The sequence below is a fragment of the Kitasatospora sp. NPDC038210 genome (assembly GCF_055600605.1).
This window is the reverse complement of record NZ_JBVJYK010000009.1, coordinates 36,914-61,582: the sequence shown is the minus strand read 5'-3', so window position 1 is coordinate 61,582 and position 24,669 is coordinate 36,914. Positions and strand designations below refer to the sequence as shown.

The following is a 24,669-nucleotide window of genomic DNA, read 5'->3' as shown; positions in this document are numbered from 1 at the left end:
ATCGCGATCGTACGGCCCCCGGGGAACGATCAAGCCCCCGGGGGCCGTTCGCGTCGCACCCCGGTGTCCCCGGGGGCCGTACGGGCGGCGCCTCAGTGCCCGCGGTCGATCCACTCCGGCAGCGCCGGGGCCTCGGCCCCGATGGTGGTCGGGTCGCCGTGGCCGGTGCGCACCACCGTGTCGGCCGGGAGCGTCAGCAGGCGCTCGCGGATCGAGTCGATGATGGTCGGGAAGTGCGAGAACGACCGGCCGGTCGCGCCCGGGCCGCCCTGGAAGAGGGTGTCGCCGGTGAAGACGGTGCCCAGGTCGGGCGCGTACAGGCAGACGGCGCCCGGGGCGTGGCCGGGGGTGTGCAGGACGGTCAGCCCGGTGCCGGCCACCTCGATCCGCTGCCCGTCGGCCAGCTCGCCGTCCGGGAGGCGGTCGGGGTGGGTGAGCTTCCACAGCGGCAGGTCGTCCGGGTGCAGCAGGATCGGCGCACCGGTCCGGGCCGCGAGGGCCGGGGCCGCGTCGATGTGGTCGTTGTGCGCGTGCGTGGAGACGATCGCCCGCAGCCGGCGCCCGGCGAGCGCCGCCTCGATGGCCCCGGCGTCGTGCGCGGCGTCGATCACCACCGCCTCCTCGTCGTCGCCGACGATCCAGACGTTGTTCTCCACCTCCCAGCTGCCGCCGTCGAGCTCGAAGGTCCCGGCCGTCACCAGCCGGTCGACACGGGCGGCGGAGGTCACAGGATCACCACCGAGCGGAGCACGTCGCCCTGGTGCATGCGCGCGAAGGCCTGCTCCACCGCGTCGAGTTCGATCGTCTCGGTGACGAAGGCGCGCAGGTCCAGGCGGCCCTGGAGGTAGAGGTCGATGAGCATCGGGAAGTCCCGCGAGGGCAGGCAGTCGCCGTACCAGGAGGACTTCAGGGCGCCGCCGCGGCCGAAGACGTCGAGCAGCGGGAGCTCCAGCTGCATCTCCGGGGTGGGCACGCCGACCAGGACGACGGTGCCGGCCAGGTCGCGGGCGTAGAAGGCCTGCTGGTAGGTCTCGGGCCGGCCGACCGCCTCGACGACGACGTCCGCGCCGTTGCCGCCGGTCAGCTCGCGGATGGCCTCGACCGGGTCGGTGGTGCGGGAGTTGACGGTGTGGGTGGCGCCCAGCGTACGGGCGGTCGCCAGCTTGCGGTCGTCGATGTCGACGGCGATGATCTTCGCCGCCCCGGCCAGCCGGGAGCCCATCACGGCCGCCCCGCCGACGCCGCCGCAGCCGATGACGGCGACCGAGTCGCCGCGCCCGACGTTGCCGGTGTTGATCGCGGCGCCGATGCCCGCCATCACGCCGCAGCCCAGCAGGCCGGCGACGGCCGGCTCGGCCGCCGGGTCGACCTTGGTGCACTGGCCGGCCGCGACCAGGGTCTTCTCGGCGAACGCCCCGATGCCCAGCGCCGGGGACAGCTCGGTGCCGTCCAGCAGCGTCATCTTCTGCTTGGCGTTGTGGGTGTCGAAGCAGTACTGCGGGCGCCCGCGCCGACAGGCACGGCACTGGCCGCACACCGCACGCCAGTTGAGGACCACGAAGTCACCGGGCGCGACCTCGGTGACGCCCTCGCCGACCGACTCCACGACGCCCGCGGCCTCGTGGCCCAGCAGGAACGGGAACTCGTCGTTGATTCCGCCCTCCCGGTAGTGGAGGTCCGTGTGGCAGACACCGCAAGCCTGGATCCGGACCACCGCCTCACCCGGACCGGGGTCCGGCACCACGATCGTGGTCACCTCCACGGGCGCGCCCTTGGCGCGCGCGATCACTGCCTTGACCTGCTGGGCCATCCGATTCCACCTCCGACGGCCGGTGCGGCTCTGCACCGGCGTGACCTGCGACGACACGACTGCAGTAGGACTGCAGAAGCACTGCCCACGAAGCGTAGCGCCCGCTCCGGCGGCCACCGGCGGAGCGGGTCGGCGATCCGGCGCGATCCGGCGTGATTCGCCTCACCGCACGTGCCGACGGCATGTCCCCGACGTTCCGGCAGCTCACGGTGCTTCACCCGGCACATGCCACGGGCCTACCCGCGGGACCGCCCGCCGACGGCCCGGCACGGCCCCGGAACGGGGGCGCACGGACGGCGCTGAGCGCTCGTCAGCGCGCCTCGAACCGCCCGGAAAGCACCGGTGTTGGCTGGAACTGCCGCAGACGGGCGCCCCGCGGCCCACGTACGGTCGTAGCTGAGACGGTCCACGCGACCACGCTCAGCACACCCGCCCCACCTGACGGTGCGCCACCGCGCACCGTCCGTGCCCGGCGCGCACCGAACGTACGCCCCCGCACATTTCGCGCCACCCCGCAGCAGATGCCCTACCCAGCCCCGGCACGTGTCGAGCCGCCAGCCGGCCGCACCACCCGTCCCCGCACCATCCTCCGATCCACCCCCCGTCGGGCCGCGCCGAGCGGCCCACCGCCCTGGAGTCTGGAGTACGGATGTCCACCGAGAACAGTGCGACCGGTGCCGGGCCCGGCACCGCCCCGCTCCCCCCGCTGCACTGCCTGCGCCACCTGGAACCCGGACCGCCGCGGCTCGCCGCGCTGCCCACCGGCACGCCGGTCTGGCTGGTCAGCCGGCACGCCGACGTGCGGCAGGTGCTGACGGACCCGCGCCTGGGCCGCGCCCCGCTCTACGCGCCGGACGCGCCGCCGGTCACGGTCACGCCCAACATCCTGGACGACCCGCAGAGCATGCTGAACATCGACGGCACCGAGCACCAGCGGCTGCGCCGCACGGTCCAGCGGGCCTTCACCCCGCGCGCGATAGCCCGCTGGAAGCCGTGGGTCGCCTCGGTCGTGGAGTCGCTCATCGACGAACTGATCGACCAGGGCTCCCCCACCGACATCGTCGCCGCCTACACCCGGCCGCTGCCGGTCGCGGTGATCAGCCGGCTGATGGGCCTGGACAACCTGGACACCAAGCGGCTCGCCCACTGGAGCGACCACGCGCTCTCCACCACCGCGTACCCGGCCGAGGCGATCGTCACCGCGATGAACGAGTTCTCCGCCTTCGGCGCCGGGGTGATCGCCGAACGCCGTGCCGAACCCGGCGACGACCTGGTCAGCAGCCTGCTGACGGCCGCCGCCGAGGACGGCTCGATCACCGAGGGACAGCTGGTCGCGCTGGTCGTCGGCCTGGTCGTGGCCGGCCACGAGACCACCATGACCAGCCTCGGCAACGCCCTGGTCTACCTGCTCCACGACGGCCGCGAGGCCTGGCAGCAGCTCGCCTCCGACGAGGCCAGCGCCGCCGCCGCGACCGAACAGCTGCTGCGCGCCGTCCCGCTCGGCGACGCCCACGAGCACATGCCCGGACTGATGCGCCGCACCGTCGAGGACGTGGAGATCGGCGGGGTGGTCATCCCGGCCGGCAGCGTGGTCGCCGCCGACACCGCCGCCGCCAACCAGGACCCGGAGGTCTTCACCGGGGACCTGCGCACCGAGCTGTTCTCCCCGCTGGCCGCACCGATGCTCACCTTCGGGGCCGGGCCGCACCACTGCCTGGGCGCGTGGCTGGCCCGGATGGAGCTGGAGCTCGCCCTGCACCGGCTGGCCCGCCGGCTGCCCGCCCTGCAGATGGCCGACCAGGTCGAGCGGATCGACTGGCGGCGCGGCCTGCTCACCCGCAGCCCGAACTCCCTGCAGGTGACCTGGTGACGCGCGCGGCGGACACCGAGCCGGTCGTCGTCCGGGTCGACCGGGACCGCTGCATCGGCTCCGGGATGTGCGCCCTCAGCGCGCCCGACTCGCTGGCCCTCGGCGCGGACGGACTGGCCGCGCCGCTGGCCGACTACGCCGACGGCGGTGCGGAGTTGACGGACGGGCTGACCGAGGCGGTGGACTGCTGCCCGGTCGAGGCGCTCACCCTCCACTCGGCCCGCGGCGGTTACCGGATCGACCCGGCGGACTGAACCCGCCCCGGTGGCGCCCGCCGCCGCGTCCCGCTCGGGCGGGTGCGCGGCGGGCGCCACCGGGAGCCGGGCCGCCATGCGCCCCGATCGATGAGCCGGGCTCATGGATCGATGAGCTCATCGATCTTGTTCGGCCCTTCCGGCGCCTGGTGAGCTGCCTCCATGACAGACGCCGAAACCGTTGCCGCCACCGAAGCCCCTGCCCCACCGACCGGTCCCGGGCCGGCCCACCGCTGGTCACCGGTCGTCGCCGTGGCCCTCGCCACCTTCACCGTGGTCTCCTCGGAGATGATGCCGGTCGGCCTGCTGACCCCGATGTCCCGCAGCCTCGGCGTCTCCGCCGGGGTCACCGGCCTCTCCCTCACCGTCACCGGCCTCATCGCGGCCGTCCTCTCCCCCTTCGCCCCGGCGCTCATCGGGCTGCGCGACCGCAGGACCGTCCTGGTCGTCTTCATGCTGCTGCTCGGCGTCGCCGACGCGCTGACCGCCCTCGCACCGGACTTCGTGGTCCTGGCCGTCGGCCGGGTCCTGCTCGGCACCGCGATGGGCATCGTGTGGGGCCTCGCCGCGAGCATCGGCCCGCGCCTGGCCGACGGCCCGCGGAGCGCCCTGGCCATGACGCTGATCTTCTCCGGCGTCTCCGTCGCCTCGGTCCTCGGTGTCCCACTGGGCACCTCGCTCGCCGCACTGCTCGACTGGCGCGCCGCGTTCTGGGCGCTCGCCCTGCTCGGCGCCGCCTCCGCCGCCGTCCTCGCCGCCACCCTGCCCCCGCTGCCCGGCCGTGAGCGCGGCCGGCCGGGCGGCCTCGTCGGTGCCCTGCGCAACCGGGGCGTCGCCGCCGGCATCGCGATCACCGCCCTCGTCGTGCTCGGCCACTTCACCGGCTACACCTACGTCCGCCCGGTCCTCGAAGCCGACGCGGGCCTGAGCGGCGGCGTCATCGCCGCCTGCCTCCTGGTGTACGGACTGGCGGGCGTCGCCGGGAACTTCACCCTCGGCCCGCTGTCCGGGCGCCACCCGCGGGCCGCCGTCGCGCTCGCGCTCGCCGGCGTCGCCCTGGCCGCCGTCCTGCTGCCGTACGCCACCGGCGGCGTCGGCCCGGTGCTGCTCGCCCTGGTGGTCTGGGGCGCCGCGTACGGCGGGGTGTCGGTCGCCACCCAGACCTGGGTGCGCACCGCCGACCCGGCCGGGATCGAGGCCTCGGCGGCCCTCTGGGCGGGCGTGTTCAACGCGAGCATCGCGCTCGGCTCCTTCGCCGGCGGGCTGGTCGTCGACCGGGCAGGGAACCACGCCGTGCTCTTCACCACGGGGGGCCTGGCGGCCGCCGGCCTGCTGCTCGCCCTCCTCTCCCGGCCGGGCACCCGCCGGCCGGAGTGAGAGCGGGGCCCCGGGCCTGGGCGACCCCCGGGCCCCGGGCCGCCTCAGTCGACGTGCGCGGCCAGCAGCTCGACCAGGTCGGCCGCCAGCGGGTGCGGCCGCCGCTCGCGCTGCACCACCTCCAGGGTGGTCGGCGCCAGCCCGGGCACCGGCAGGAAGCGGATGTCCGGCCGCCGGACGTACGCGGTGCTGCGCTCGCACAACAGCAGCCCCCGGCCGGTGCCGGCCACCATCGACAGGCCCTCCTGGACGGTCCCGGCGCCGGCCGCGTAGGTCAGCTCCCGACCGCCGGGCGTCCGCCGGGGCGCGTTCACCTCGCGCCAGTACGCGGGGGCCGGGCCGCGCGGCTCGATCAGCGGCAGCGCGGCCAGCTCGTCGGCGCTCACCCCGGTCTCCTCGGCCGGCTCGGCCGGGCCCCGTGCGGCGGAGAGGGCCAGGCACACCGGCTGCCGGGAGAACTCCAGCAGCACCTCCAGCCCGGGCTCCCGGCAGGGGGCGAGCACGATGGCCAGGTCGACCTCGCCCCGGCCGAGGTGCGAGAACGGGTCCGCCCAGGGCAGTTCGACCAGCCGGGCCGCGCCCTCCGGCAGGGTGGCGATCGCCCGCGCGACCGGCTCGTACACGGCGCACTGGAAGCCCAGTCGCAGCGGCCGGACGGTCGCCGCCGCGGCCCGGGCAGCGGCGTAGCCGTCCCGGAGCCGGTCGAAGGCCGGCACCACCTGTGCGGCCAGCGCCCGCCCCAGTTCGGTCGACTCGACGCGACGGCTGGTCCGCCGGAACAGCGGGGCGCCGACCCGGCTCTCCAGACGCTTGATCAGCTGGGACACCCGGCTCTGCGAGACGCCCAGGCGCTCCGCCGTCCGCCCGAAGTGCAGCTGGTGGACGAGGACGGAGAAGCACTCCAGCTCCTGCAGCGGCAGTTCGGGGAGCACGGGGAGCATGGCGGCCCCGGAGGGCGCGGTGCCTCCCGGGCCCGGCGTCGGTCGTTCCACCCCGGCAGTCTACGTCCGGCCGCCCGCCCCGCCGCAGGCCGCGACGGCGCGCAGCTCGGCCGGATCGCCCTCGTGGTACGGGCGTTCGTACGCGTTCCCCGGTGGGTGGGATCGACCGTCACGGCCCGGCTGCTCGTTCGCGGCAGATCACCACCGCGGACACACCGCACTCGCAGGCAAGCAAGCCCCCCGCCGGCCGCGTCCACAACCTCACAGGTCAGCACACCTGGCCCTGACGGCGCGCCGCGTCAGCCGATCGCCACGCCCGTACCCGAGACCCGCACCCGCGGGTCCTCCGCCCGCAGTTCGACCCGCAGCACACCGGGGCGGCCCAGGTCCTCGCCCTGGTGCAGCGTCAGCACCGTCGGGGCCTCCACCGCGCCCAGCTCCCGCAGGTACGCGCCGAAGGCGGCCGCGGCGGCGCCGGTGGCCGGGTCCTCGACCACGCCGCCGACGGGGAACGGGTCGCGGACGTGGAAGACCTCGGGGGCCTCGCGCCAGACCAGCTGGAGGGTGGTGAGGTCCCGGGCCCGCATGTAGGCCGCAAGGCCGTCGAAGTCGTAGTCGAGCCGGGCCAGTCGGCCGCGGGTGGCGGTGGCGAGCACGAGGTGCCGGGCACCGGCGTAGGCGACCCGCGGCGGCAGGGCCGGGTCGAGGTCGGCGGCGGACCAGCCGAGCAGGGCGAGCGCCTCCTCGACGTCGGCCGCGGTGACCTCCTCGACCTTCGGCTCGACGCTGGTGAGCGTGGCCCGCAGCAGCCCGTCGGCGCCGCGCTCGACCTCGACCGGGACGTCCCCGGCCGCCGTCGCGAAGACGTACCGCCCGGGGCCGGTGCGCTCGGCGAGCGCGACGGCGGAGGCGACCGTCGCGTGCCCGCAGAACGGCACCTCGGCCAGCGGGCTGAAGTACCGTACGCGGTAAGCCCCTTCGGCCGGTCCGGCGGTGAGGAAGGCGGTCTCGGAGTACCCGAGCTCGGCGGCGATGGCGAGCATCCGGCGGTCGGTCAGCCCGGTGGCGTCGAGCACCACGCCGGCCGGGTTGCCGCCCTCGGGGCGGGTGGCGAAGGCGGCGTAGCGGAGGATCTCGGGCGAGGGGGCGGCGGAGACTGCAGCGTCGTCGGTCATGCCCGGACGAACGCGTTCCGCCCGGCTGCTGTTCCCGTCCGCCCGGCGTTTGTTCCCGCTCGCCCGGTCACCGTTCCTGCCCGGCCGCTGCTCCCGCTCGCCCCGTCGCCGCTCCGGCCCGGCCTCCGTCGCCGTCCGGCCCGGTCACCGCAGGACCGCCTCCAGGAAGTCCGAACCGAGACGGGCGCTGCCCGCCAGGTCGAGCTGGTAGAGCATGTACCGCCCGCGCCGCTGCGTGGTCAGCAGCCCCGCCTTCCGCAGCACCGCCAGGTGCCGGGACACCTCGGGCGCGCTGAGCTGCCAGGCGGAGGCCAGTTCGCCGGTGGTGTGCGGGCCGCGGGCCATGGTGCGGGCCAGCCGCAGCCGGACGGGGTGGGCCAGTGCCTCCAGGCGCTGCTGGACGAGGGCGAGCGAGACCGGTTCGGGCAGGCCGGCCTCGGCGACGGGGTACTGGAGGACGGGCCGCCAGCCGGGCGCGTGGACGACCAGGAGGTGGGGGCGGCCGAAGGCGGTGGGGATGAAGGTGACGCCCCCCTTGTCGGCGGCGCTGGTGGTGCTGTCCTGCAGCTTGTCGATGACGATCCGCCGCCGCCCGCCGCCCTGGTCGAGGCTGACGGAGGGTGAGACGGCCGCGAGCGTCTCGCCGAGGCCCCGGCGGGCCAGCAGGTCGGCCTTGCGCCGGGCGTCGGCGGCGAGGTCGGGCAGGACGCGCTGCCAGGCGTCGGCGAAGAACGCGGACACGCAGTCCTCCAGCATCCGCCGTACCAGCGCCCGCACGGCGGGCGGGTCGGCGAGCAGCCGGTCGGCGAAGGCGGCCTGCCGGGGGCCGCGGGCGAGGGCGAGTTCGCGGGCCCGCTCGTTGGCGGCGGGGTCGGTGAGCGGGGAGGTCTTCCGGAAGGTGAGCCGCGAGGAGCCGCAGGTGGTGATGAGGGCGCCGGCCACGAACAGCTCGTCGTCGAGCCGGTCGACGGCGTCGAGCTCCTCGGCGAGGGTCGCGCCGGGCAGGCCGGGGACGAGGAAGTCGGCGCGCGAGGAACGCCAGAGGAAGTCGGCCTCCAGCAGCCGCTCGGCCAGCTCCGGCGGGATCGCCGCGGTGGTGCTGCTCGCCCAGCCGCTCAGCGCCGGGTGGTGCGCAGGCTCGGCGAGGACGTGCAGCATGGCGTTCAGCTCGGCCAGCGGGGAGGGCGTGAAGAGCAGGCGCTCGTCGGACAGTCCGGTGATGTCGATGGTCACACTCACGCAGGAGATCCTGTCACCCGATCCGGTGACGCCTGCCGCCGATTGACGGGAACCGTCAATCCACGTGCCAGGCGGCCCGGCCAGGACGGACGGTACCGGCCATGAGCCTGATCCAGGAGAAGTCCGTCCACGACCACGCCGCCGCCCGCACCGGTGAGCCGCCCGCCCTGCCTGTCGGCACCGGTCGCGGCGGCCCGTCCGCGCTGCTGAGCCTGCTGACCGCCGCCGGCGGGCCCCGGTACGCCGCCGCGCTGGCGGTGGACGCGGTGGGCGGCGGCATGCTGCGGCCGTTCCTGCTGCTGTACGGGATCGGCATGCTGCACCTGGGCGCGGGGGCGGTCGGGCTGGCGCTGTCCGCCGGGATGGTCGCGGGCCTGCTGGTGGTGCCGCTGACCGGCCGCTGGATCGACCGCGGCGCCCGGACCCTCCCCGCGGCCGTGACCCTGCTGCTGCGGGCGGCGGGCGCACTGACGCTGCTGCTCGCGGACGGCCTGCCGGTGTTCACGGCCGCGGCGGTGCTGTTCGGGGTGGGCAGCCAGTCCTGGCCGACCACGCACGCGGCGGTGGTGAGCACCCTGACGGAGGGTCGGCTGCGGGACGCGGCGCTCGCCGCCGGGCGGTCGGTGCGCAACGCGGGGCTGGGCCTGGGCGCGCTGCTGGCCACCGTGGCGGTGAGCGGCGGCGCGGGCGCGATCCGGCTGCTGGCCGGGGTGACGGCGGTGGCCTGCCTGGTCGCCGCCGCGCTGGTGGGCTCGCTGCGGGTACGGGCGCGCCGGGAGGCGCCGCACAGGGCCGTACGGGCCGACGCCCACGCCCACGCCCACGCCCACGCCGACGCCGACGCCGACGCCGGGGAGCAGCGCGCACCGCTGCGCCGGATCAGCCTGCTGAGCCTGGCCAACCTGCCGTACGCGTTCTGCTTCGACGTGCTGGAGGTGGCGCTGCCCGCGCTCCTGGTGCTGCAGCTGCACGCCTCCCCGGCCTGGTCCTCGGGCCTGTTCGTGGGCAACACGGTGCTGGTGATCGCCCTGCAGCTGGCGCTGGTGCTGCGGCTGGCGGACCGTTCGCGGCGGGCCGTGCTGGCGGCCTCGGGCGCCCTGCTGGCGCTCTCGTACCTGGGCTTCTGGGCGGCCGGGGCGCTGGGCGGCACGCCGGGCGCGGCGGGCATAGCGGTGGTCTCGGTGCTGTACACGCTGGGCGAGATCCTCTACACCGGCTCGGGTACGGCGCTGGTGGCGGCCGTCGCCCCGCCGCACCTGCTCGGGCGCTCGCTGGCCCGCTGGGAGCTGTCGATGGGCGTGGGCCGGGCGGCCGCGCCGGCCGTGGTGACGGCACTGCTCGCCGCCGGTCCGGGCGCGCTGTGGCTGCCGCTGGCCGCCGCCACCGCGCTGGGGGCGCTGGCGGTGCTGCGGCTGGGCCCGGCGCAGTAGCACCGGCCCGGTGGGATGATCGGCTCCATGGCCCTGAGCCCGTACCAGCAGCACCTGCGCGACCGGATCCTGGCCGCCTCGGTGACCGCGCCGCCGGAGCCGTGGCGGCCGGTCGGCCGGGGGACGATCCCGGTCGGCGGGCTGCTCGGCATCGGTTTCGCCGTCCACCCGGAGAGCGGGCACGACCTGGTGCTGACCGTGTCGCACGGCGGGCACGGCCTGTTCGACGCCGTGACGGGCCTCAAGCTGGCGCGCGACCACGACCCGGCCGAGGACCCGGACGGCCCGGACCTCTGCTGCCCCGGGCTCGGCCAGGTCACCGACGTGCGGATCCCGGTGGCCGGGACGTGGGGCGGCGGCCTGCACACCGACGCCGAGGGCGGCTGGCACGTCGAGGTCGCCGCCCCGGAGTGGCCGCACCAACGGGTGCTGCTCGCGACCGGCCGCGGGCCGTGGCAGGGCGAGCACGGCGAGAGCTGGTGGCAGGTCTTCGACTCCAGCTGGTCCACCCTGCGCGCCGCGGGCTTCTCCCCCACCGGCCGGACCCTCGCGGTGGCCACCAGCAGCGACCTCACGCTCTGGACCCGCGCCTGAGGTCCCGCCCTCCGGCGACGGGGCCGTGCGGGACCGCCGCGACCGCGGACCCGGGCGCCGCACGGACAGGCATCCGGGGCGGACCCGGGCGCCGCACGGACAGGCATCCGGGGCGGACCCGGGCGCCGCACGGACAGGCATCCGGGGCGGACCCGGGCGCCGCACGGACAGGAGCGCCGGCCGGCTGCGGCCGCCTTCCGGATGCGCCCGGGACGCCCAGCGCCGATGCTGGCGGCGAGGCGTGCCAGGCCCGAGGAAGGACACCCGATCCCATGAGTGCGCTCGACTTCGAGATCGTCGACAGCCCCGACAGCTCGCTCAACAAGACCTCCGTCCTGGTCACCGGCCCGCACGACGCCATGCTGGTGGACGCCGGGTTCACCCGCTCCGACGGCCGCCGCCTGGTCGAGCGGATCAGGGCCACCGGCAAGCGGCTGACCACCGTGTTCGTCAGCCACGGCGACCCGGACTTCTACTTCGGGGCCCAGGAGGTGCAGGACGCCTTCCCGCAGGCCCGGTTCCTGGCCACCGCCATGACCGTCGACCACATCCAGGAGACCTGGGAGGACAAGCTGCGCGCCTGGTCCCACCTGGGCCCCGAACTGGCCACCCGACTGGTGCGGCCCGAGGTGCTGCACGGCGACGAGATCGTCTTCGAGGGCCACCGCTTCGAGGTGCGCGGCGCCGACTTCCACCTGCCGGACCGGCACTACCTCTGGCAGCACCACCACCGCGCCGTGCTCGGCGGGGTACTGCTCTTCGAGGGCCTGCACGTGTGGACGGCCGACACCCCCACCGCTGCCCAACGGGCCGCCTGGATCGACCTGCTGGACGGCATCGATGCGCTCCACCCGACCTGGGTGGCGGCCGGCCACCGGGTCGCCGACGCCCCCACCGACCTGAACGCCGTCGACCACACCCGCGCCTACCTGCGCGCCTTCGAGACCGAGATCGGCCGGGCCGCGGACGCGGCCGCTGCCAAGGAGGCCCTGGAGCGCCGCTTCCCGGAGCTGGGGCTGCGGATCGCGGTGGACGTCGGCACCAAGGTCGTCATGGGCGAGATGGCCTGGGGGTGAGCGAGCCGTGATCGAGATCCCGAGGGACGTGGCCGGCTTCGCCGAGTCCTCCGCGCCCGCCGACGTGGTCCGCCGCCAGTACCTGGCCGCCGCCCGGGGCGACCTGGCCGCGCTTCGCGCCACGCTCGCCGAGGACGTCGAGTGGACCGAGATGGCCGGTTTCCCGCTGGCCGGCACCTACCGAACCCCCAAGGGCGTCACCGCGAACGTGATGGAGCGGCTGGCCGCCGAGTGGCACGACTGGACGGCGCACGACGACACCTACGTGGTGGACGGGGAGGAGGTGGTGGTCCTGGCCCGCTACACGGCCGTCCACAAGACCACCGGAAAACCGCTCGCGGTCCGGGTCGCCCACCACTTCACCGTCCGCGGCGGACGGATCGTCCGGTTCGAGCAGTTCACCGACACCGCGCTGGTCAGGGACGCGATGACGCCGTAGCCCCGCCCGGCCCCCCGGACCCACCGTTCACCCGTACGGGCGAGCGGGGCGCGACGCGCCCGCCACGGTCTCGACACACCACCCGGACGGCGTCAGGCTGACCCCGTTTCCACGGCCGGACAACGAGGAGTCGAGCATGGCGGGCACGGACATCGGCACCACCGGATCGGGCGGCGGGCAGGACCGCCCGATCGTGATCGTCGGCGCTTCCCTGGGCGGCGCGAAGGCGGCCGAGGCGCTGCGCGAGGCCGGGTACGAGGGCGGCGTCGTCCTGATCGGCGAGGAGCACGAGCGCCCGTACGAGCGGCCGCCGCTGTCCAAGGGCTACCTGCTGGGCAAGACGCCCCGGGAGAAGATCTACGTCCACCCGCCGCAGTGGTACGCCGAGCACGACATCACGCTGCGCCTGGGCACGGCGGTGGCCGCGATCGACCCGGCCGGGCACACCGTGACGCTCGCCGACGACGGCCGGGTGGAGTACGCCAAGCTGCTGCTGACCACCGGCTCGGTGCCGCGCCAGCTTCCGGTGCCGGGCGCCGACCAGGACGGCGTGCTCTACCTGCGCCGGGTCGACGACAGCGACCGGATCAAGGCGGCGCTGCGGCCGGGCGCCCGGATCGTGGTGATCGGCGCGGGCTGGATCGGCCTGGAGGTGGCGGCCGCGGCCCGCGAGTCGGGTGCCGAGGTGACGGTGCTGGAGGCACTCGAACTGCCGCTGCTGCGGGTGCTCGGCCGGGAGGTCGCCCAGGTCTTCGCCGACCTGCACCGGGACCACGGCGTGGACCTGCGCCTCGGCGTCAAGGTGGCCGAGCTGACCGGCGACGGCACCACGGTGAGCGGGGTGAAGCTCGCTGACGGCACGACGGTGGCGGCCGACGCGGTGGTGGTCGGCATCGGCATCGCCCCCGCCGCCGGACTCGCCGAGGCGGCCGGCCTGGAGGTCGACAACGGCATCAAGACCGACCGGCAGCTGCGCACCTCCGACCCGGACGTCTACGCGGCCGGCGACGTCGCGAACGCCTACCACCCGCTGTTCGACCGGCACATCCGGGTCGAGCACTGGGCCAACGCCCTCAACCAGCCGCAGACCGCCGCCCGCGCACTGCTCGGGCAGCCGGACGCGGTCTACGACCGGATCCCGTACTTCTTCAGCGATGCCGAGTGGACACCCCGGCATCCTAACGAGCCCGTGGCCTCACGGGACAAGCTGAGCATGGAATACCTCGGCTACGTCGAGCCCGACGGCTACGACCGAGTCGTGTTCCGAGGAGACGTGAAGGCCAACGAATTCATCGCGTTCTGGCTCAAGGACGGCCGAGTCCTCGCCGGCATGAACATGAACATCTGGGACGTCACCGACCCGATCCGCGACCTGATCGTCTCCAAGCGCGTGGTGAGCGCCAACCGCCTGGCGAACCCGAACATCCCCCTCGGCGAGGTCTGAGACACGGCAAGAGCCCTGGTCGACGAGCAGCCAACCAACACCCCGTCCGTTCACCGCTGAGGGATGCACGCGGACGGGGCCGGTTCATCTGCGGGGGCGGCCGGGCCAGCGAACGCTCTGGTGCCTCCGCGCTCTCGCAACGGCAGGTCCCGGACGTCGCGGCCCGGCAGCGCGAGGGCGTCCCAGGTCACCTTCAGCACCTGCTTGACGGCGGCGGCCCGCACAGCGGGGGCGCAGCAACGCGGTGAAGTCCAGCTCGCCCCGTCCACCGCCTGGAGCAGCTCCAGCGGCCATATCGCCGCCTGGGCCGAGCGAAGCCAGGCTCAGTGGGAGCACTTCACCCCGATCTTCGCGGAATCTGGACTTGGTCAGACGCCGGATCGGCGAAGACCGGGCTGATGCAGTTCGTCGGCCTGTCCGACCGGTCCTCCACCCACTACGTCCTGTCGGCACACCCGCGGCGGCGTGTCCGCCCGATACGGCGCGCTTCGCGGTTTACACCCACCCTTACGCGGATCGTCGACCTCATGGAATGATCGCGGGACCGGTCTGGCTTTGGGGGTGTGATGGCAGACGGCGGAGAGCAGTACGAGGCGTCAGCGTCAGCTTTGGGCTATTTGTTCCAGTTCGCAAAGGCTCTGCACATGTGCTTCGAGCAGTGGATGAGCGCCGGCCCTGACTGGAGCATTGCGGTTGAGGCCGCCGACGACATCGAGCAGCATGTGGGCTCCGTGACGGACCTTCTACAGCTCAAACAGCGTGCTGAGGGCGTGCGTTTGACCGATACGTCGAAGGATCTGTGGAAGACCCTCCGAATTTGGGCGGAGGCGGCCACGGCAGGGCGCATCGACCTTGACGAGACGAACCTTTACCTGCTCACCACAGCTGAGTTGCCCGTAGGCAGCGTCGGCTATCTCCTCCAGCATCGCGACACGGGGCACCGCGACGAAGAGCGGGCCCTGGAACAGCTCTGCGCTGCAGTCGAAGCCTCGAAGACCACGAGTCGGGACCTCCTGAAGTCATTCGCTGCGCTGACCGGCATGGCCAAGCCGCTGCAGAGCGCCCTGCTCGCGCGAGTTCAGGTCGTCGGAGGTACTGAAGACATCGCCGACATCCGTACCGCGATGCTTCGCCTCGCCGCCGTGGCCGCTGGCCACGACGCCGCCAAAGCCTTCTTGAACCGGCTGGAGGGCTGGTTCTACGACCGCGTGATCGAGCAGATGCGCACGCCAGGTGGCAGCCCTATCACCGGCGTCGAGTTCGACGAGGTATTCAGCAGCCTCCAACGACAGTTTCAGCACGACAACCTGCCGATCGACGGCGACATCACCCTCATGACCGGCGACCCCACGGAGCAGGCAGAGAAGATCTTCGTCCGGCAACTGGGACTCATCGGTGTGGGCTCCACCCGCATCCGCCTCGCAGTTCGAGACTACGTGCGCGCCTTCGCGCAGCGCTCGCGGTGGACCAACGAGAACCTGCTGCGACCTGGTGAGATCGGCGAGTACGAGCGTCGGCTGGTGGAAGAGTGGGAAGCCCGCTTCGCTGTAATGGAGGAGGAACTCGGCCCCGAGGCCACCGAGGAGCAGAAGAAGGCTGAGGCCAAGCTCATCTACCGATGGGTCGACCAAGAAGCCCGCTTCCAGATCCGCGCCGGATGCGACGAGGTCTTCGTGACCAAGGGCTCCTACCAGATGCTCGCCGACGACTGCCGAGTCGGTTGGCACCCTGACTTCGCCGCCCGCCTGATGCAGCTCCTTGAGCCCGTCGAGGTGCATGGGTGAACCTCAGCCGCGAAGAGCGCGCCCTGTACAACCCCGCCTTCACCGCGCTCCTGTGCACCCGAGCCGTCCAAGGGCACGAACAGCAGTACAACTCCCCCTGCCCGCTGCCTGTGGTCGTCGTGGCAGGGATCATGGCCCTTCAGCCCGCGGTCAGGGCAGCCCTCCCGAGCACCCTGAACAGCGGACTGATGAAGTGGCTCGAGGCGAATGACGGCGTACGCATCGCCATGACCCGCAACGCGGCCCTCCTCGCCGCCGTGGTTCGCCCCGGCATCCTGTTTGCCCTCCAGGCCAGGACGTTGCTGGCCACAGCAGAGGGACTCACCCTGGCCCTGGGCCCCACCACCAAGGGGGTTAAGGGAGCCACCGATCAGACCATCGCCATTCAGCAGGCCGCCCAGTTCCTCGGGCGCTGGCTGCCCAGCACGGGTAGCCTCAGCACAGTCCTGACCCTTCTCGGAGTCAAACCGTGACGTTCCAAATTCGATCGGTCACCATCTACGGCAAGAAGCCCGGCCAGATGCGTACCGTCTCATTCCAGCTCGGCGCCCTAAACATCGTCACGGGTGACTCCCGACGTGGAAAGAGCGCACTGCTGACGATCATCGACTACTGCCTCGCCAGCTCCGACTATCCCGTCAAGGCAGGCAAGGTCCGCACCTACGTCAGCACCTACGGCATCACCGTCACCAAGCCCGGTGAGCAGCTCTTCGTTGCCCGTCAGGCACCCAAGGACAACGCCAAGACCAGCACCACGATGTGTGTGCTCACCCAGGCCCCCGGCAGCCTGCCACCAGCCCTGGAAGATCTGCGCTTCACGACGCCCGAGGACACCGCCAAGGCCTACTTGAGCGACTTCTGCGGCATCGACAACACCGTCCGTGTGCCGGCCGTCGGCAAGAACACACTCATAGCCCCGTCCATCCGCCACGCCCTCTTCTTCTGCCTCCAGGCTCAGAACGAAGTCGCTAACCCCGATGTTCTTTTCCACTCGCAGGGCGAGGAGTGGAGGCCGAACACGATCCGGGGAGTCGTCCCCTACTTCCTCGGCGCCGTCGACCCCGAGCAGGCCCTACTTCACAACAAGCTCCGCAACCTTCGCCGGGACTTGGCCGACAACGAAGCCAAGCTCGCCGTATCCGCAGACCGAACCCCCGCCAGCGGCCAGGCACAGGCACTCCTGATCGAAGCCATCGAAGCCGGCCTGCTGCCCCCGCAGACCAGCGCGCAATCGGCAGACGATGTCCTTCAGATCCTCCGTCGTCTCCGCAATGAACTGGCCCGCGGCGGCACACTGCGGCCCCACGAGACCGATGGCGACCCCCTTGCGACCCTCCACGCCCGCCGAGCGGATCTGCGTCGGGACTTCGCACTGGCTCGGGCTCGGATGGCCGATCTCAAGGGCGCCCTCGCCGAGAACGACGAATTCAGCAACCAAGCCATCGAACAGCGTGCCCGCCTCACGTCCCTTGGCCTCCTCCGCCAAGACGCAGACGCCAGGGATGTCCATCACTGCCCCGTCTGCGACAGCACCATCCCCTCGGCGAATGACACTATCGCCGCCCTCACGCGGGACCTCGCCCTCCTCGACGGCGATCTCGGGGTCATCCGAAACGACACCCCCGCGATCCGACGGCTCATCGCCGACCAAGAAGACCGCCTGCAAGAGCTTCGCTCAGAACTTGCCCGCAACCAGGAGCAGGTTCAAGAACTCACCACGAGCCTGCGCACGACCCAACGGGAGCCCGATGACCTGCGCAGGGCCGCCATCGTCCAGGGACGTATCAGCTTCTACATCGACACGATCGCCCAGCAGGCCGCGGCGCCTCGTGTCATGGACCGCCGTGACGAGCTGCGCGAGCAGATCGCAGGGCTAGAGGAACAGCTCAGCGGGAGCACCCAGGACGAGCGCCTCGCCAGCTTCTTGTCCCTGCTCAACCAGGACATCAGGGCGAAGGCCATGAACCTGGACCTGGACTTCGCGACCTCGCCCATCCGACTCGACCTCAACCGGCTCACTGTGGTGGCCGACACCACCGACGGACCAGTCCAGCTCAAGGACATGGGGAGTGCCGAGAATCACCTGGGCTACCACGTATCCACCCATCTCAGCCTCCATGAGTGGTTCACCAGGCACCAGAGCCCCGTTCCCAACGTCTTGGTCCTCGACCAACCGTCGCAGGTGTACTTCCCAGCGGAACCGACCGGCGAGGAAGTCCTGCAGACCAACGACCGCACGCATCTACTGAATATTTACGAGGCCATTCACCGAACGCTGCAGCAACTCGAAGGCAAGATGCAGGTCATCGTCATGGAACATGCTGACCTCGACGACCCAGTCTTCAGCCAGCACGTCGTCGAACGCTGGCGCTACGGCAACGATTCAGGACTCGTACCCTCGACCTGGATGGAGTCCCCGACCCCAGACAGTTAATGAGCGGCCGGGCGGATCTCACCCCAGGAAGTCCGTCCGTGGGCCCCGCCAGGCCGCTATGTGCGGGTGGCTGGACGGCTCCAGGCCTCACCCGTCAGTAGCCGTACTGCGTAAGCTGATCCATCACCTGGTTCATCAGACCTGCCAGCTCCTGCTGAACAGAAGGCAGGCGCATTTGGTGCCTAAGGGCTTGCAGAGGAACAACGTGTTGCTTCACGGTGCTGGGCTCGTTGATGTGGTATGCGCATCTCCGAGTCGATCCGTGACCAACTCGCCCTGAAGTTCGAGGTGTTGTTTCCGCATCTGGACGAGCGACAACGGCGTCTGCTGATGGCGCCGAAGCCCGAGTGCTGGGCCATGGGGGCATCCGGGCCGTCGCGCGGGCGGCTCGGGCCAGCGAAACTACCGTCCGTAGAGGCGCGGACGAACTGGACGCCGGAGAAGAGCCACTCGGCCGGGTGCGTCGGCCAGGCGGCGGACGTAAGAAGGCCGCCGACTTGGACCCCGAGCTGCGGCCGGCCCTGCTGGCCCTAGTCGAGCCGGACGAGCGCGGGGACCCGATGTCGCCACTGCGCTGGACGACGAAGTCGACCAGAAGGCTCGCCGAAGAACTCACCTTGCAGGGACACAAGATCGGTGCCGACACGGTGGCCGACCTGCTGCGAGAGGAGGGCTTCAGCTTGCAGGCCAACACCAAGACCATCGAGGGCACCCAACACCCCGACCGTGACGCCCAGTTCCGCTACATCAACGAACGAGCCAGGGAGTACGTGGGATCCGGCGAACAGAAATGCCACGCGTGTCCTGCCACTGCCGGAAGGCGTAGACCTCCTCATCAGCGCGGAGCGGGCCGCCGGGCGGATAGCGGCCCTCGCGACGAGCCACCACGAAGAGGGTTTGCGCCAGCCCGTACACGTCGGCGCTGGCGCCGACCTCGCCCGCGTCGGTGCCGGCTGTGTCCGCTGCTGACTCAGTCAGTCCTGTCGAGCCATTCGAGGGGCACGAGCTTCTCCTGTCCTCCACGCCATTTGTGGCCAACAGCGGCTTGGAACCAGGGGTTCGGGAGATCGACGTGATCGACGACGATGACCTGGAAGTTCGGTGTCAATTCCTGGACAACGGACTCAATCAGTTCGAAGAGCCGGCGCACAGCCTCCTGGTCGGCCTTCGCGTGCTGGGCGCCTCCATCCGGGTACCACGCCTGGGTCGGCTGGTCGAGCCACAGGATGCGGGGCACGGGCCGGTTGTGCTGCACGAAGTAGCGGTGCAGTGCGAGGTGCGCAAGGACGTGGTAGCCGACCCAGTTCTGCCCGCTGCCAAGCCGCGAGAGGGTAAGCCCGCTGTCAGGGCTGCGGAAGGAGAGGGTCAGCCGGTCTGGGTCGAGAAAGACCTGATCAGCGTGTTCAAGTCCAAGTCGATGGGCCAACGCCGTGATGTCTTGCCCGATGGCGACCAAGCGGTCGTCGAGCTCCCGACGACGGGTCGCCAGGCTCAGTTCCGCTTCCAACGACGCGACCCTCGCAGCGGCTGCTTCGCGCAGTCCCTGGAGTTGGTTCATGTCGTCGCCGGAGGTGGCGGGCAAGGTACTGAGCACACCGTGGATGCGCCCTCGCAGGAAGTCGATTTGTCCGCGTTGAGAAAGACGTGCCGTCAGATTCTGCTCGGAGATCAGGGTCTGCAATGCTCCTTCTGCCGCCAGGAGGCGGTCACGCAGCTCCTGGGCACGGGCGTCGAGTTCTTCCAGCGCCTGCCGGCTGTTCGCTGGAACGGACACGACCGCGGAAAGCTGCCGACTGAGGTGGTCGAGGCTGCGGCTGAGGGCAGCCGGTGTCGGATCCGCTTCCGGGAGGTCCGAACCGCACAGCACGCAGATCGCGGCATCGTGCTCGGCCAGGGGATTCTCCCTCTGGTCGATTGTCAGTCCCAGCAGGTTCAGCGAGGTGAGTCGGTCGGTGGGGATCGTCAGGGAAGCGGCGTAGGACTCTGCTGCTTTGCCGTGGTCAAGAAGGATCTGACGGTCGGCAACCGCCGCCCTCAGCTGGTCGCGTAGCTCCGTGCATTGGTGGCGCAGGCTGGCCATCCGCTGCTCGGCCTGTGGGTTGCCTTCTATCAGCTTCGGGTCGTGGTCTGCGGTGATGGCTTGTCGGAGCGCGTCGATGGAGGCCGCAGAGCCGGCTGGTGGGTTCTGAGCAACCATGCCCAGTCTGCGGGCGTCCTCCCACAACGGGCTGAGCGCCCTGCGAGTGGCTGCTTCGGCTTCCTGCGCGGTGAGGTAGCTGTCTTCCGCGTGCTGTGCCTGCATTCTTGCTGTCGCCAACTGGGCGTGCTTGCGCGCTTGTGCCTGCGGGACAGCGCCGATGAAGTACGGCAACGTGTCCCTGAGTGCCTTCCCAATCCATGGCTCGGCTTGCCGATGGAAGAGCAGATCCTTGTTGGCGATCTCGGCCTGGCCTTGGAGGCATAGCAGGGTCGCGTGGCCGAGGTTCGCCTCGACGGTACGGCCGGCTGAGTCTTCGTAGGTGTTTTCGCGGATGCCGATGCGTCGTCCGAGTTGCTCACCTACGGCGTGGATGTTGAGCTCAGGCTTGAGCTCTTCGTACTCCAGCGGCCCTTGGTCCAAGCTCAGCCTGAGCATGGCCCTCGTGCTGGCCTTCCCTCCGGGGCCTGGAGCGCGCCGGGCGACGAAGGCGCGCCCGCCGTTGTGCAGCTGGAAGAGCACGGCATACCAGGAGACAGCGTCCGCGACCGGTCCGGCGGGCAAATCGAACGTAGAGCGCCCCATGCAGTACTCGAAGATCCCGAGAAGGCTGCTCTTGCCCGTGGCCGAGTCACCTGTCACCACATTGAGCGCGCCGGGTTTGAAGGAGACGATTCGACGGTCCCCGCGGGTGCTGTAGAGGATGATCGCAAGCAGTTGCACCCGTTCAGGGTGCCACGCCGAGCAGAGAGAAGGCACTGGCGGTGTCCAGGCTGGACAGCCATCGTCCGGCGTTCCGCGCGCAGTTGATGATGTCGTCGAGTTCCGGGTGCTGTGGTTGCGGCTGTTGCCGGTGCAAGCGCGTCTGTAGGCGGTCGTCCGTGAGGCCGAGGACCTGGTGCCTGAGGCCGAAACGTAGGCCCGCGCGCACGGGGGTGACCAGAGCTTGGGCCCGGGAGGGAAAGCCGGCGCGAAGGAGCGGGTGTTCCTGGACCCAGGCGCCGAGGTGGGAAGTGCGCGCGCGTGCGCCCGTTGGTAGAGCCCCTCTGGTACTGCGGTGCAGTACCAGAGGGGCGGCAATGTAGGAGAGCATCCACGGCATGCCTTGGGAGGAACGCCCGCCACTGTAACCGCTGATGGTGCTGGCCAGGAGGCAGGTGATCAAAGCGGGATTGAACATGGCACCGACCAGCGGCGGGCGTTTGGCCCAGGCGCTGCCGAGCAGCGGCGGCTGATCCTGGCGGGTGGGCGGCGTGGTCATGGTCGCTCCTTGCTCGGGGCCTGGATACGATCGGCGTAGTCAATATGCCAGCCAACCTGGCCGCAGTCGGCCAGAAGGTGACGCTGTCCCCGGGTGAAGAAGGCATCGCTGTAGCGCGGTCGAACGGTTCTCGCTGCGCGTTCCGTCAAGTCGCGCAGTAGCTGTCGACCGGCGGCCTGCTTGGTGGCCTCGTCGGCGTTCGGGGCGAGTCCCAGGGCCATCCATTCGAAGGCCCGGTCCCATTCGTCGACGAGCTCTTCCTGCACGCGGTTGAGTTCCTCAGGTCCTATGAGGCACTCGTCCAACCAGCGGATCGTCTGGGTGGTGGCCCGGTAGAAGTCGACGACCGCTCCCTGGAGGTTCCGGGGTGGGTAGGCCACCCACTGCATCTGCTGCACGAACAGAGCGTCTGTGTGCTCGGCGGTCACCGCGGAGGTGTCCACATCGGCACGCTCAAGATAGGTGGGGAGGTCCGCTTGGGTGAACCGGTCGCGGATCCTTGCGATGGCGGCCTTCGCGGCGCCCACCTCGACACCGTCCTGGAGGCGGCGCAACATGGCGAGGGCCTGACCGTCCCACCAGTGCCACACCTGCGCCAGAAACGCGTCTTCGTGCCCGGGCGGCAGGGCCCACGACAGCGCACGGCGGACGGCTGCGGGAATGTCCTGGATGTGATCGGAGTCGTCTACGACGCGGATCTTGGACAAGAACGTCTGCCGGTCCAACGAGCCGAGGGCCAGGAACTGCTGCCGGGCTCGACCCGTCGCGTCGGACTGGGAGTCAAGGGCCACCGACTCCAGGACCTCCAGGGCCCATGCCTGGTCGCGTGACTGCGGGCGCAGTGCAGCGATGGCGGATCCGCTTTTCGCGGTCTGCGTCGTCACGAGCACCAGAGTCGGCCCTGCGGGGTCTTCGGGTGCAGCTGTGTCCATCCAGACTTTCAGCGTGTCCCATACGTCCGGGGAGCGGTCTGTAAGGAGCCGGCTGCCCTTGCGGTGGTGTTTGAGCTGTAGGAGCTCGGTGGGCGTCCCGTGTTCCTCCCAGGACACGTCATCGTAGAGCTCCAAGGCAATTGTCCCGTCCGGCCGGTCATCCCCGGTTCGGAGCAGTTCCAGGAGGGCCCACCACGTCTGGTGTTGGTACCCGAGCGCGCTCGGGGCCGCACCGTGCGAGGTGTCTGCCACTAATGAACCCCCTGCCTCTGAAGCAAGCCGCAGCCTTTGCCGGTCCTCGCAGTCAACCAGGCCATTATCCGCGCCTGGTCGGGGGCTCCAAGCTCCAAGCGTGAGGACCACATCGCAGCCCGCTGTTCGGGTGTGGTGCTTTCATCCGATCTGTGGGCGGGAGCTGAGGTCCCGGGCGTGGCTGATCCAGTCGGTTGGGATGATTTTGCCTCGTCACCTACACACCCGAGCCTGGCAGGCGCTTCGTCGGCTTCAAGACGACGGTCGGACGGGACGGCGGGGCCAGGGATCAGCGGAACGGCTTGACTAAGACAGTTGCGAAAGGGTCAGCGTCAGGAGTGTGGGCCAACGTGGGCAACTCGTGCCCGGGGAACCCCTCGACCTCGACGGCCGCCTTCCCTGAGGCGTGAGCCGAGCCAATGGATTGACCATTGGCTATCGCGGAGTAGAACTGCGCCGCGTACACGATCGCTGCCTGGTCCTCGACCGCGCTTCAACCGCACCCTGCTCGACGAATGGGCCTACGCCAGGCCCTACCGCACCGAACAGGAACGCCGAGACGCCTACCCCACCTGGCTCCACACCTACAATCACCACCGCGGACACACCGCACTCGCAGGCAAGCCACCCGCCAGCCGCATCCCCAACCTCACGGGACAGAACACCTAGCCGTTGTCGGCGCAGCCACCAACTTCGGCTCTGGCAGCAGCCGTTCGATGCCCAGCGGCGCCGTCATCTCGCGCAGCGCCCGCTCGGTCAGCTCGGCCGCCTCCTGCTCGGGGCCGAGCAGCGGGTGCAGCGCGGCGGCCGAGCTGAACTCGACGGCGCATCGACTTCCGTCCCGCTGCCGAAACAGCCGCAGCACCTGGGCGTCGCCGACGGTCCTCACCGGTCCGCAGCGGACGGGGTACTTCTCGAAGGCGGTCATCTCGTGCTCCTCCTGGGGTGGGTGCCTGGCCGCTCAGTCCTCGTAATGCTGGACGTAACGGCACTGGCCCACCAGGCGTCCCGGCTGGCAGGGCTCAGCCGGACGTCGCTCGAACACGGTGTCACGCAGCAGTCGGCGCAGCACCGTCTCGTCCACGACGGGCCGCGCCCGACGTTCGTCGGGGTCCGTCGAGATCACCAGGTAGCCGGTCATGGCGTGCATTGTCCTTCCCGTGCCCTGCGGGCTCAGCTCCGAGCCCGCCTCCAGTGCAACCCGTTCGGGACTGGCAGCGCCGCCCTTGACGCGCCGTCTACACCCATCGGGCCTGTCCTGACGTTTCCTTGACATCCCTGCGGCCGAAAGGGTGCGGCCCCGTCCTGGCATGATCTGTGGCCATGGACCTGGAGACGCTGCTGCGCCGGCTCGCCAACGAGCACATCGAGGACCCCTGGGACCGACCGAAGGAGTACCACCACGCCGGTGACGCGACCTTGCCCAGCCTGCCGTCGGGCTCGCATCCGGTGCACATCGGCGCCGAGATCACCGACAACGCCGCAGTCGGGGCGGAGGAGGCGTTCGTGGTCCTGCTGCTCGTCCAGCTTGGCCCGCCCGAGCGGATCGCCGAGGCCGAGTTCGTAGCGGCCGCACCGCACTGGCAGGCTCTCAGCGCCGACCTCGGACTGCTGTGGGACGCCGCCACCATGGAGCACCGGACCGGACCGGGCCGCCACCAGCGCGTCTGGCTGTCCCGCCAGATCACCCCGAACATCAGCCTGCCCGCTCTCCCGACCTTCGCCGAGAACGCCGTCTGCCGCGAGGGCCGCACGGCCGACGGGGCGCTGGTCGCCCTGCTCTTCACCCTCGACCAGCAGTCATCCTGACCGTAAATCAGTTGAACGGGCACTCGGCGGCATGCGAACCTCCCGCGACGACGCCGATGTCAGGAGACCCCGTGACCAATGCCCTCCCGCCCAAGGTTGCCTCCCTGTTCCGTGACGGGCGCCTGGAGGCCATCCCTCGCAAGGCCGCCCGCCGCGACCCGTTGCTCGACCACCTCGCCGCGACGCTCTTCGAGCCCGGCCGCGCCTACCGCGAGGTCGAGGTCAACGAGGCCATCCGCACGGTGCACGACGACTTCCCGGCGCTGCGCCGCTACCTGGTCGAGAGCGGCCGGTTGAGCCGGGCCAAGGACGGCAGCAGCTACCGCCGCGCGAGCTGACGCCGAGGAGCGC

General features: G+C 71.3%; 23 protein-coding genes and 2 pseudogenes. 15 read left to right on the top strand and 10 right to left on the bottom strand.

Features of this window, described 5'->3' with window-relative positions; genetic code table 11:
• Positions 1-92 precede the first annotated feature (92 nt).
• A complete protein-coding gene (locus ACZ7KX_RS19735) occupies positions 93-728 on the bottom strand; it encodes an MBL fold metallo-hydrolase (protein WP_470327529.1) in 636 nt (211 codons plus the stop codon).
• Positions 725-1,810 carry an S-(hydroxymethyl)mycothiol dehydrogenase gene (locus tag ACZ7KX_RS19730; RefSeq protein WP_470327528.1) on the bottom strand — a complete coding sequence of 362 codons (1,086 nt, stop codon included), beginning with the start codon at positions 1,808-1,810 and terminating at the stop codon, positions 725-727. Before ACZ7KX_RS19730 ends, ACZ7KX_RS19735 begins: the two co-directional genes overlap by 4 nt.
• Positions 1,811-2,459: 649 nt before the next feature.
• Here ACZ7KX_RS19730 and ACZ7KX_RS19725 point away from each other — a divergent pair.
• The 3 genes from ACZ7KX_RS19725 to ACZ7KX_RS19715 all read left to right on the top strand — a co-directional run bounded on the left by ACZ7KX_RS19725 (position 2,460) and on the right by ACZ7KX_RS19715 (position 5,311).
• Positions 2,460-3,680, top strand: coding sequence for a cytochrome P450 (locus ACZ7KX_RS19725; protein WP_470327527.1), 1,221 nt, complete (start codon positions 2,460-2,462; stop codon positions 3,678-3,680).
• Positions 3,677-3,934 carry a ferredoxin gene (locus ACZ7KX_RS19720; RefSeq protein WP_470327526.1) on the top strand — a complete coding sequence of 86 codons (258 nt, stop codon included), beginning with the start codon at positions 3,677-3,679 and terminating at the stop codon, positions 3,932-3,934. The genes ACZ7KX_RS19725 and ACZ7KX_RS19720 overlap by 4 nt, the downstream gene beginning before the upstream one ends.
• A gap of 162 nt (positions 3,935-4,096) precedes the next feature.
• The gene (locus ACZ7KX_RS19715; RefSeq protein WP_470327525.1) at positions 4,097-5,311 is read left to right on the top strand and encodes an MFS transporter; all 1,215 of its coding nucleotides are present in this window, start codon (positions 4,097-4,099) and stop codon (positions 5,309-5,311) included.
• A 44-nt stretch (positions 5,312-5,355) separates the two neighbouring features.
• Here the strand turns inward: ACZ7KX_RS19715 and ACZ7KX_RS19710 are convergent, their stop codons facing one another.
• The 3 genes from ACZ7KX_RS19710 to ACZ7KX_RS19700 form a co-directional block, all read right to left on the bottom strand.
• Positions 5,356-6,303, bottom strand: a complete 948-nt coding sequence (locus ACZ7KX_RS19710; RefSeq protein ID WP_470327524.1) for a LysR family transcriptional regulator — start codon at positions 6,301-6,303, stop codon at positions 5,356-5,358.
• A gap of 248 nt (positions 6,304-6,551) precedes the next feature.
• Complete coding sequence (locus ACZ7KX_RS19705) at positions 6,552-7,427, bottom strand: PhzF family phenazine biosynthesis protein (RefSeq protein WP_470327523.1); 876 nt, start codon at positions 7,425-7,427, stop codon at positions 6,552-6,554.
• Positions 7,428-7,571: 144 nt separating this feature from the next.
• Positions 7,572-8,666 (bottom strand): DUF5937 family protein, encoded by a 1,095-nt coding sequence (locus ACZ7KX_RS19700; protein WP_350521008.1) that lies wholly within the window; start codon positions 8,664-8,666, stop codon positions 7,572-7,574.
• A gap of 101 nt (positions 8,667-8,767) precedes the next feature.
• Here ACZ7KX_RS19700 and ACZ7KX_RS19695 point away from each other — a divergent pair, with 101 nt between their 5' ends.
• From ACZ7KX_RS19695 to ACZ7KX_RS19655, 9 genes and pseudogenes are all read left to right on the top strand, one after another.
• On the top strand, positions 8,768-10,096 hold the full coding sequence (locus ACZ7KX_RS19695; RefSeq protein WP_470327522.1) for an MFS transporter: 1,329 nt from the start codon (positions 8,768-8,770) through the stop codon (positions 10,094-10,096).
• A gap of 27 nt (positions 10,097-10,123) precedes the next feature.
• Entirely contained in the window at positions 10,124-10,690 is a 567-nt protein-coding gene (locus tag ACZ7KX_RS19690; RefSeq protein WP_470327521.1) for a hypothetical protein, read from the top strand.
• Positions 10,691-10,962: 272 nt separating this feature from the next.
• Positions 10,963-11,766: an MBL fold metallo-hydrolase gene (locus tag ACZ7KX_RS19685; RefSeq protein WP_470327520.1), complete on the top strand. Its 804-nt coding sequence runs from the start codon at positions 10,963-10,965 to the stop codon at positions 11,764-11,766.
• Between the two features lie 7 nt (positions 11,767-11,773).
• Positions 11,774-12,205 carry a nuclear transport factor 2 family protein gene (locus ACZ7KX_RS19680; protein WP_396551946.1) on the top strand — a complete coding sequence of 144 codons (432 nt, stop codon included), beginning with the start codon at positions 11,774-11,776 and terminating at the stop codon, positions 12,203-12,205.
• Positions 12,206-12,341: 136 nt separating this feature from the next.
• Entirely contained in the window at positions 12,342-13,649 is a 1,308-nt protein-coding gene (locus ACZ7KX_RS19675; RefSeq protein ID WP_470327519.1) for an NAD(P)/FAD-dependent oxidoreductase, read from the top strand.
• Between the two features lie 644 nt (positions 13,650-14,293).
• Positions 14,294-15,433, top strand: a complete 1,140-nt coding sequence (locus tag ACZ7KX_RS19670; protein ID WP_470327518.1) for an ABC-three component system protein — start codon at positions 14,294-14,296, stop codon at positions 15,431-15,433.
• Positions 15,430-15,906 (top strand): three component ABC system middle component, encoded by a 477-nt coding sequence (locus ACZ7KX_RS19665; protein ID WP_470327517.1) that lies wholly within the window; start codon positions 15,430-15,432, stop codon positions 15,904-15,906. The genes ACZ7KX_RS19670 and ACZ7KX_RS19665 overlap by 4 nt, the downstream gene beginning before the upstream one ends.
• Positions 15,903-17,867 carry a DUF3732 domain-containing protein gene (locus tag ACZ7KX_RS19660; RefSeq protein ID WP_470327516.1) on the top strand — a complete coding sequence of 655 codons (1,965 nt, stop codon included), beginning with the start codon at positions 15,903-15,905 and terminating at the stop codon, positions 17,865-17,867. Before ACZ7KX_RS19665 ends, ACZ7KX_RS19660 begins: the two co-directional genes overlap by 4 nt.
• Before the next feature lie 240 nt (positions 17,868-18,107).
• Positions 18,108-18,652 (top strand): annotated as a pseudogene (locus tag ACZ7KX_RS19655) (ISAzo13-like element transposase-related protein); the annotation flags it as partial.
• A gap of 185 nt (positions 18,653-18,837) precedes the next feature.
• On the opposite strand, the gene ACZ7KX_RS19650 reads toward ACZ7KX_RS19655, so the two are convergent.
• The 3 genes from ACZ7KX_RS19650 to ACZ7KX_RS19640 are packed head-to-tail and all read right to left on the bottom strand — an operon-like array spanning position 18,838 to position 22,392.
• Positions 18,838-20,787 (bottom strand): DUF3732 domain-containing protein, encoded by a 1,950-nt coding sequence (locus ACZ7KX_RS19650; protein WP_470327515.1) that lies wholly within the window; start codon positions 20,785-20,787, stop codon positions 18,838-18,840.
• Positions 20,788-20,791: 4 nt separating this feature from the next.
• Complete coding sequence (locus ACZ7KX_RS19645; protein ID WP_470327514.1) at positions 20,792-21,325, bottom strand: three component ABC system middle component; 534 nt, start codon at positions 21,323-21,325, stop codon at positions 20,792-20,794.
• Positions 21,322-22,392, bottom strand: a complete 1,071-nt coding sequence (locus ACZ7KX_RS19640; RefSeq protein WP_470327513.1) for an ABC-three component system protein — start codon at positions 22,390-22,392, stop codon at positions 21,322-21,324. The genes ACZ7KX_RS19645 and ACZ7KX_RS19640 overlap by 4 nt, the downstream gene beginning before the upstream one ends.
• Before the next feature lie 552 nt (positions 22,393-22,944).
• On the opposite strand from ACZ7KX_RS19640, the pseudogene ACZ7KX_RS19635 reads away from it, so the two are divergent.
• A pseudogene (locus ACZ7KX_RS19635) lies at positions 22,945-23,178 on the top strand (integrase core domain-containing protein); the annotation flags it as partial.
• Here the strand turns inward: ACZ7KX_RS19635 and ACZ7KX_RS19630 are convergent.
• The gene (locus tag ACZ7KX_RS19630) at positions 23,159-23,437 is read right to left on the bottom strand and encodes an SAV_915 family protein (protein ID WP_470327512.1); all 279 of its coding nucleotides are present in this window, start codon (positions 23,435-23,437) and stop codon (positions 23,159-23,161) included. The pseudogene ACZ7KX_RS19635 and the gene ACZ7KX_RS19630 sit on opposite strands and share 20 nt — an antisense overlap.
• 33 nt (positions 23,438-23,470) lie before the next feature.
• The gene (locus ACZ7KX_RS19625) at positions 23,471-23,650 is read right to left on the bottom strand and encodes a hypothetical protein (RefSeq protein WP_470327511.1); all 180 of its coding nucleotides are present in this window, start codon (positions 23,648-23,650) and stop codon (positions 23,471-23,473) included.
• A 182-nt stretch (positions 23,651-23,832) separates the two neighbouring features.
• On the opposite strand from ACZ7KX_RS19625, the gene ACZ7KX_RS19620 reads away from it, so the two are divergent.
• Both ACZ7KX_RS19620 and ACZ7KX_RS19615 read left to right on the top strand, forming a co-directional pair.
• A complete protein-coding gene (locus ACZ7KX_RS19620) occupies positions 23,833-24,318 on the top strand; it encodes a hypothetical protein (RefSeq protein ID WP_470327510.1) in 486 nt (161 codons plus the stop codon).
• Between the two features lie 71 nt (positions 24,319-24,389).
• Entirely contained in the window at positions 24,390-24,656 is a 267-nt protein-coding gene (locus ACZ7KX_RS19615; protein WP_470327509.1) for a DUF2087 domain-containing protein, read from the top strand.
• Positions 24,657-24,669: the final 13 nt, after the last annotated feature.

Bases quoted from the DNA above. Each gene is read 5' to 3' on its own strand.
- ACZ7KX_RS19730 (WP_470327528.1), bottom strand. From the start codon at position 1,810: ATGGCCCAGCAGGTCAAGGCAGTGATCGCGCGCGCCAAGGGCGCGCCC.
- ACZ7KX_RS19725 (WP_470327527.1), top strand. From the start codon at position 2,460: ATGTCCACCGAGAACAGTGCGACCGGTGCCGGGCCCGGCACCGCCCCG.
- ACZ7KX_RS19715 (WP_470327525.1), top strand. From the start codon at position 4,097: ATGACAGACGCCGAAACCGTTGCCGCCACCGAAGCCCCTGCCCCACCG.
- ACZ7KX_RS19705 (WP_470327523.1), bottom strand. From the start codon at position 7,427: ATGACCGACGACGCTGCAGTCTCCGCCGCCCCCTCGCCCGAGATCCTC.
- ACZ7KX_RS19695 (WP_470327522.1), top strand. From the start codon at position 8,768: ATGAGCCTGATCCAGGAGAAGTCCGTCCACGACCACGCCGCCGCCCGC.
- ACZ7KX_RS19690 (WP_470327521.1), top strand. From the start codon at position 10,124: ATGGCCCTGAGCCCGTACCAGCAGCACCTGCGCGACCGGATCCTGGCC.
- ACZ7KX_RS19685 (WP_470327520.1), top strand. From the start codon at position 10,963: ATGAGTGCGCTCGACTTCGAGATCGTCGACAGCCCCGACAGCTCGCTC.
- ACZ7KX_RS19675 (WP_470327519.1), top strand. From the start codon at position 12,342: ATGGCGGGCACGGACATCGGCACCACCGGATCGGGCGGCGGGCAGGAC.
- ACZ7KX_RS19670 (WP_470327518.1), top strand. From the start codon at position 14,294: ATGTGCTTCGAGCAGTGGATGAGCGCCGGCCCTGACTGGAGCATTGCG.
- ACZ7KX_RS19645 (WP_470327514.1), bottom strand. From the start codon at position 21,325: ATGACCACGCCGCCCACCCGCCAGGATCAGCCGCCGCTGCTCGGCAGC.
- ACZ7KX_RS19630 (WP_470327512.1), bottom strand. From the start codon at position 23,437: ATGACCGCCTTCGAGAAGTACCCCGTCCGCTGCGGACCGGTGAGGACC.
- ACZ7KX_RS19625 (WP_470327511.1), bottom strand. From the start codon at position 23,650: ATGACCGGCTACCTGGTGATCTCGACGGACCCCGACGAACGTCGGGCG.
- ACZ7KX_RS19620 (WP_470327510.1), top strand. From the start codon at position 23,833: ATGGACCTGGAGACGCTGCTGCGCCGGCTCGCCAACGAGCACATCGAG.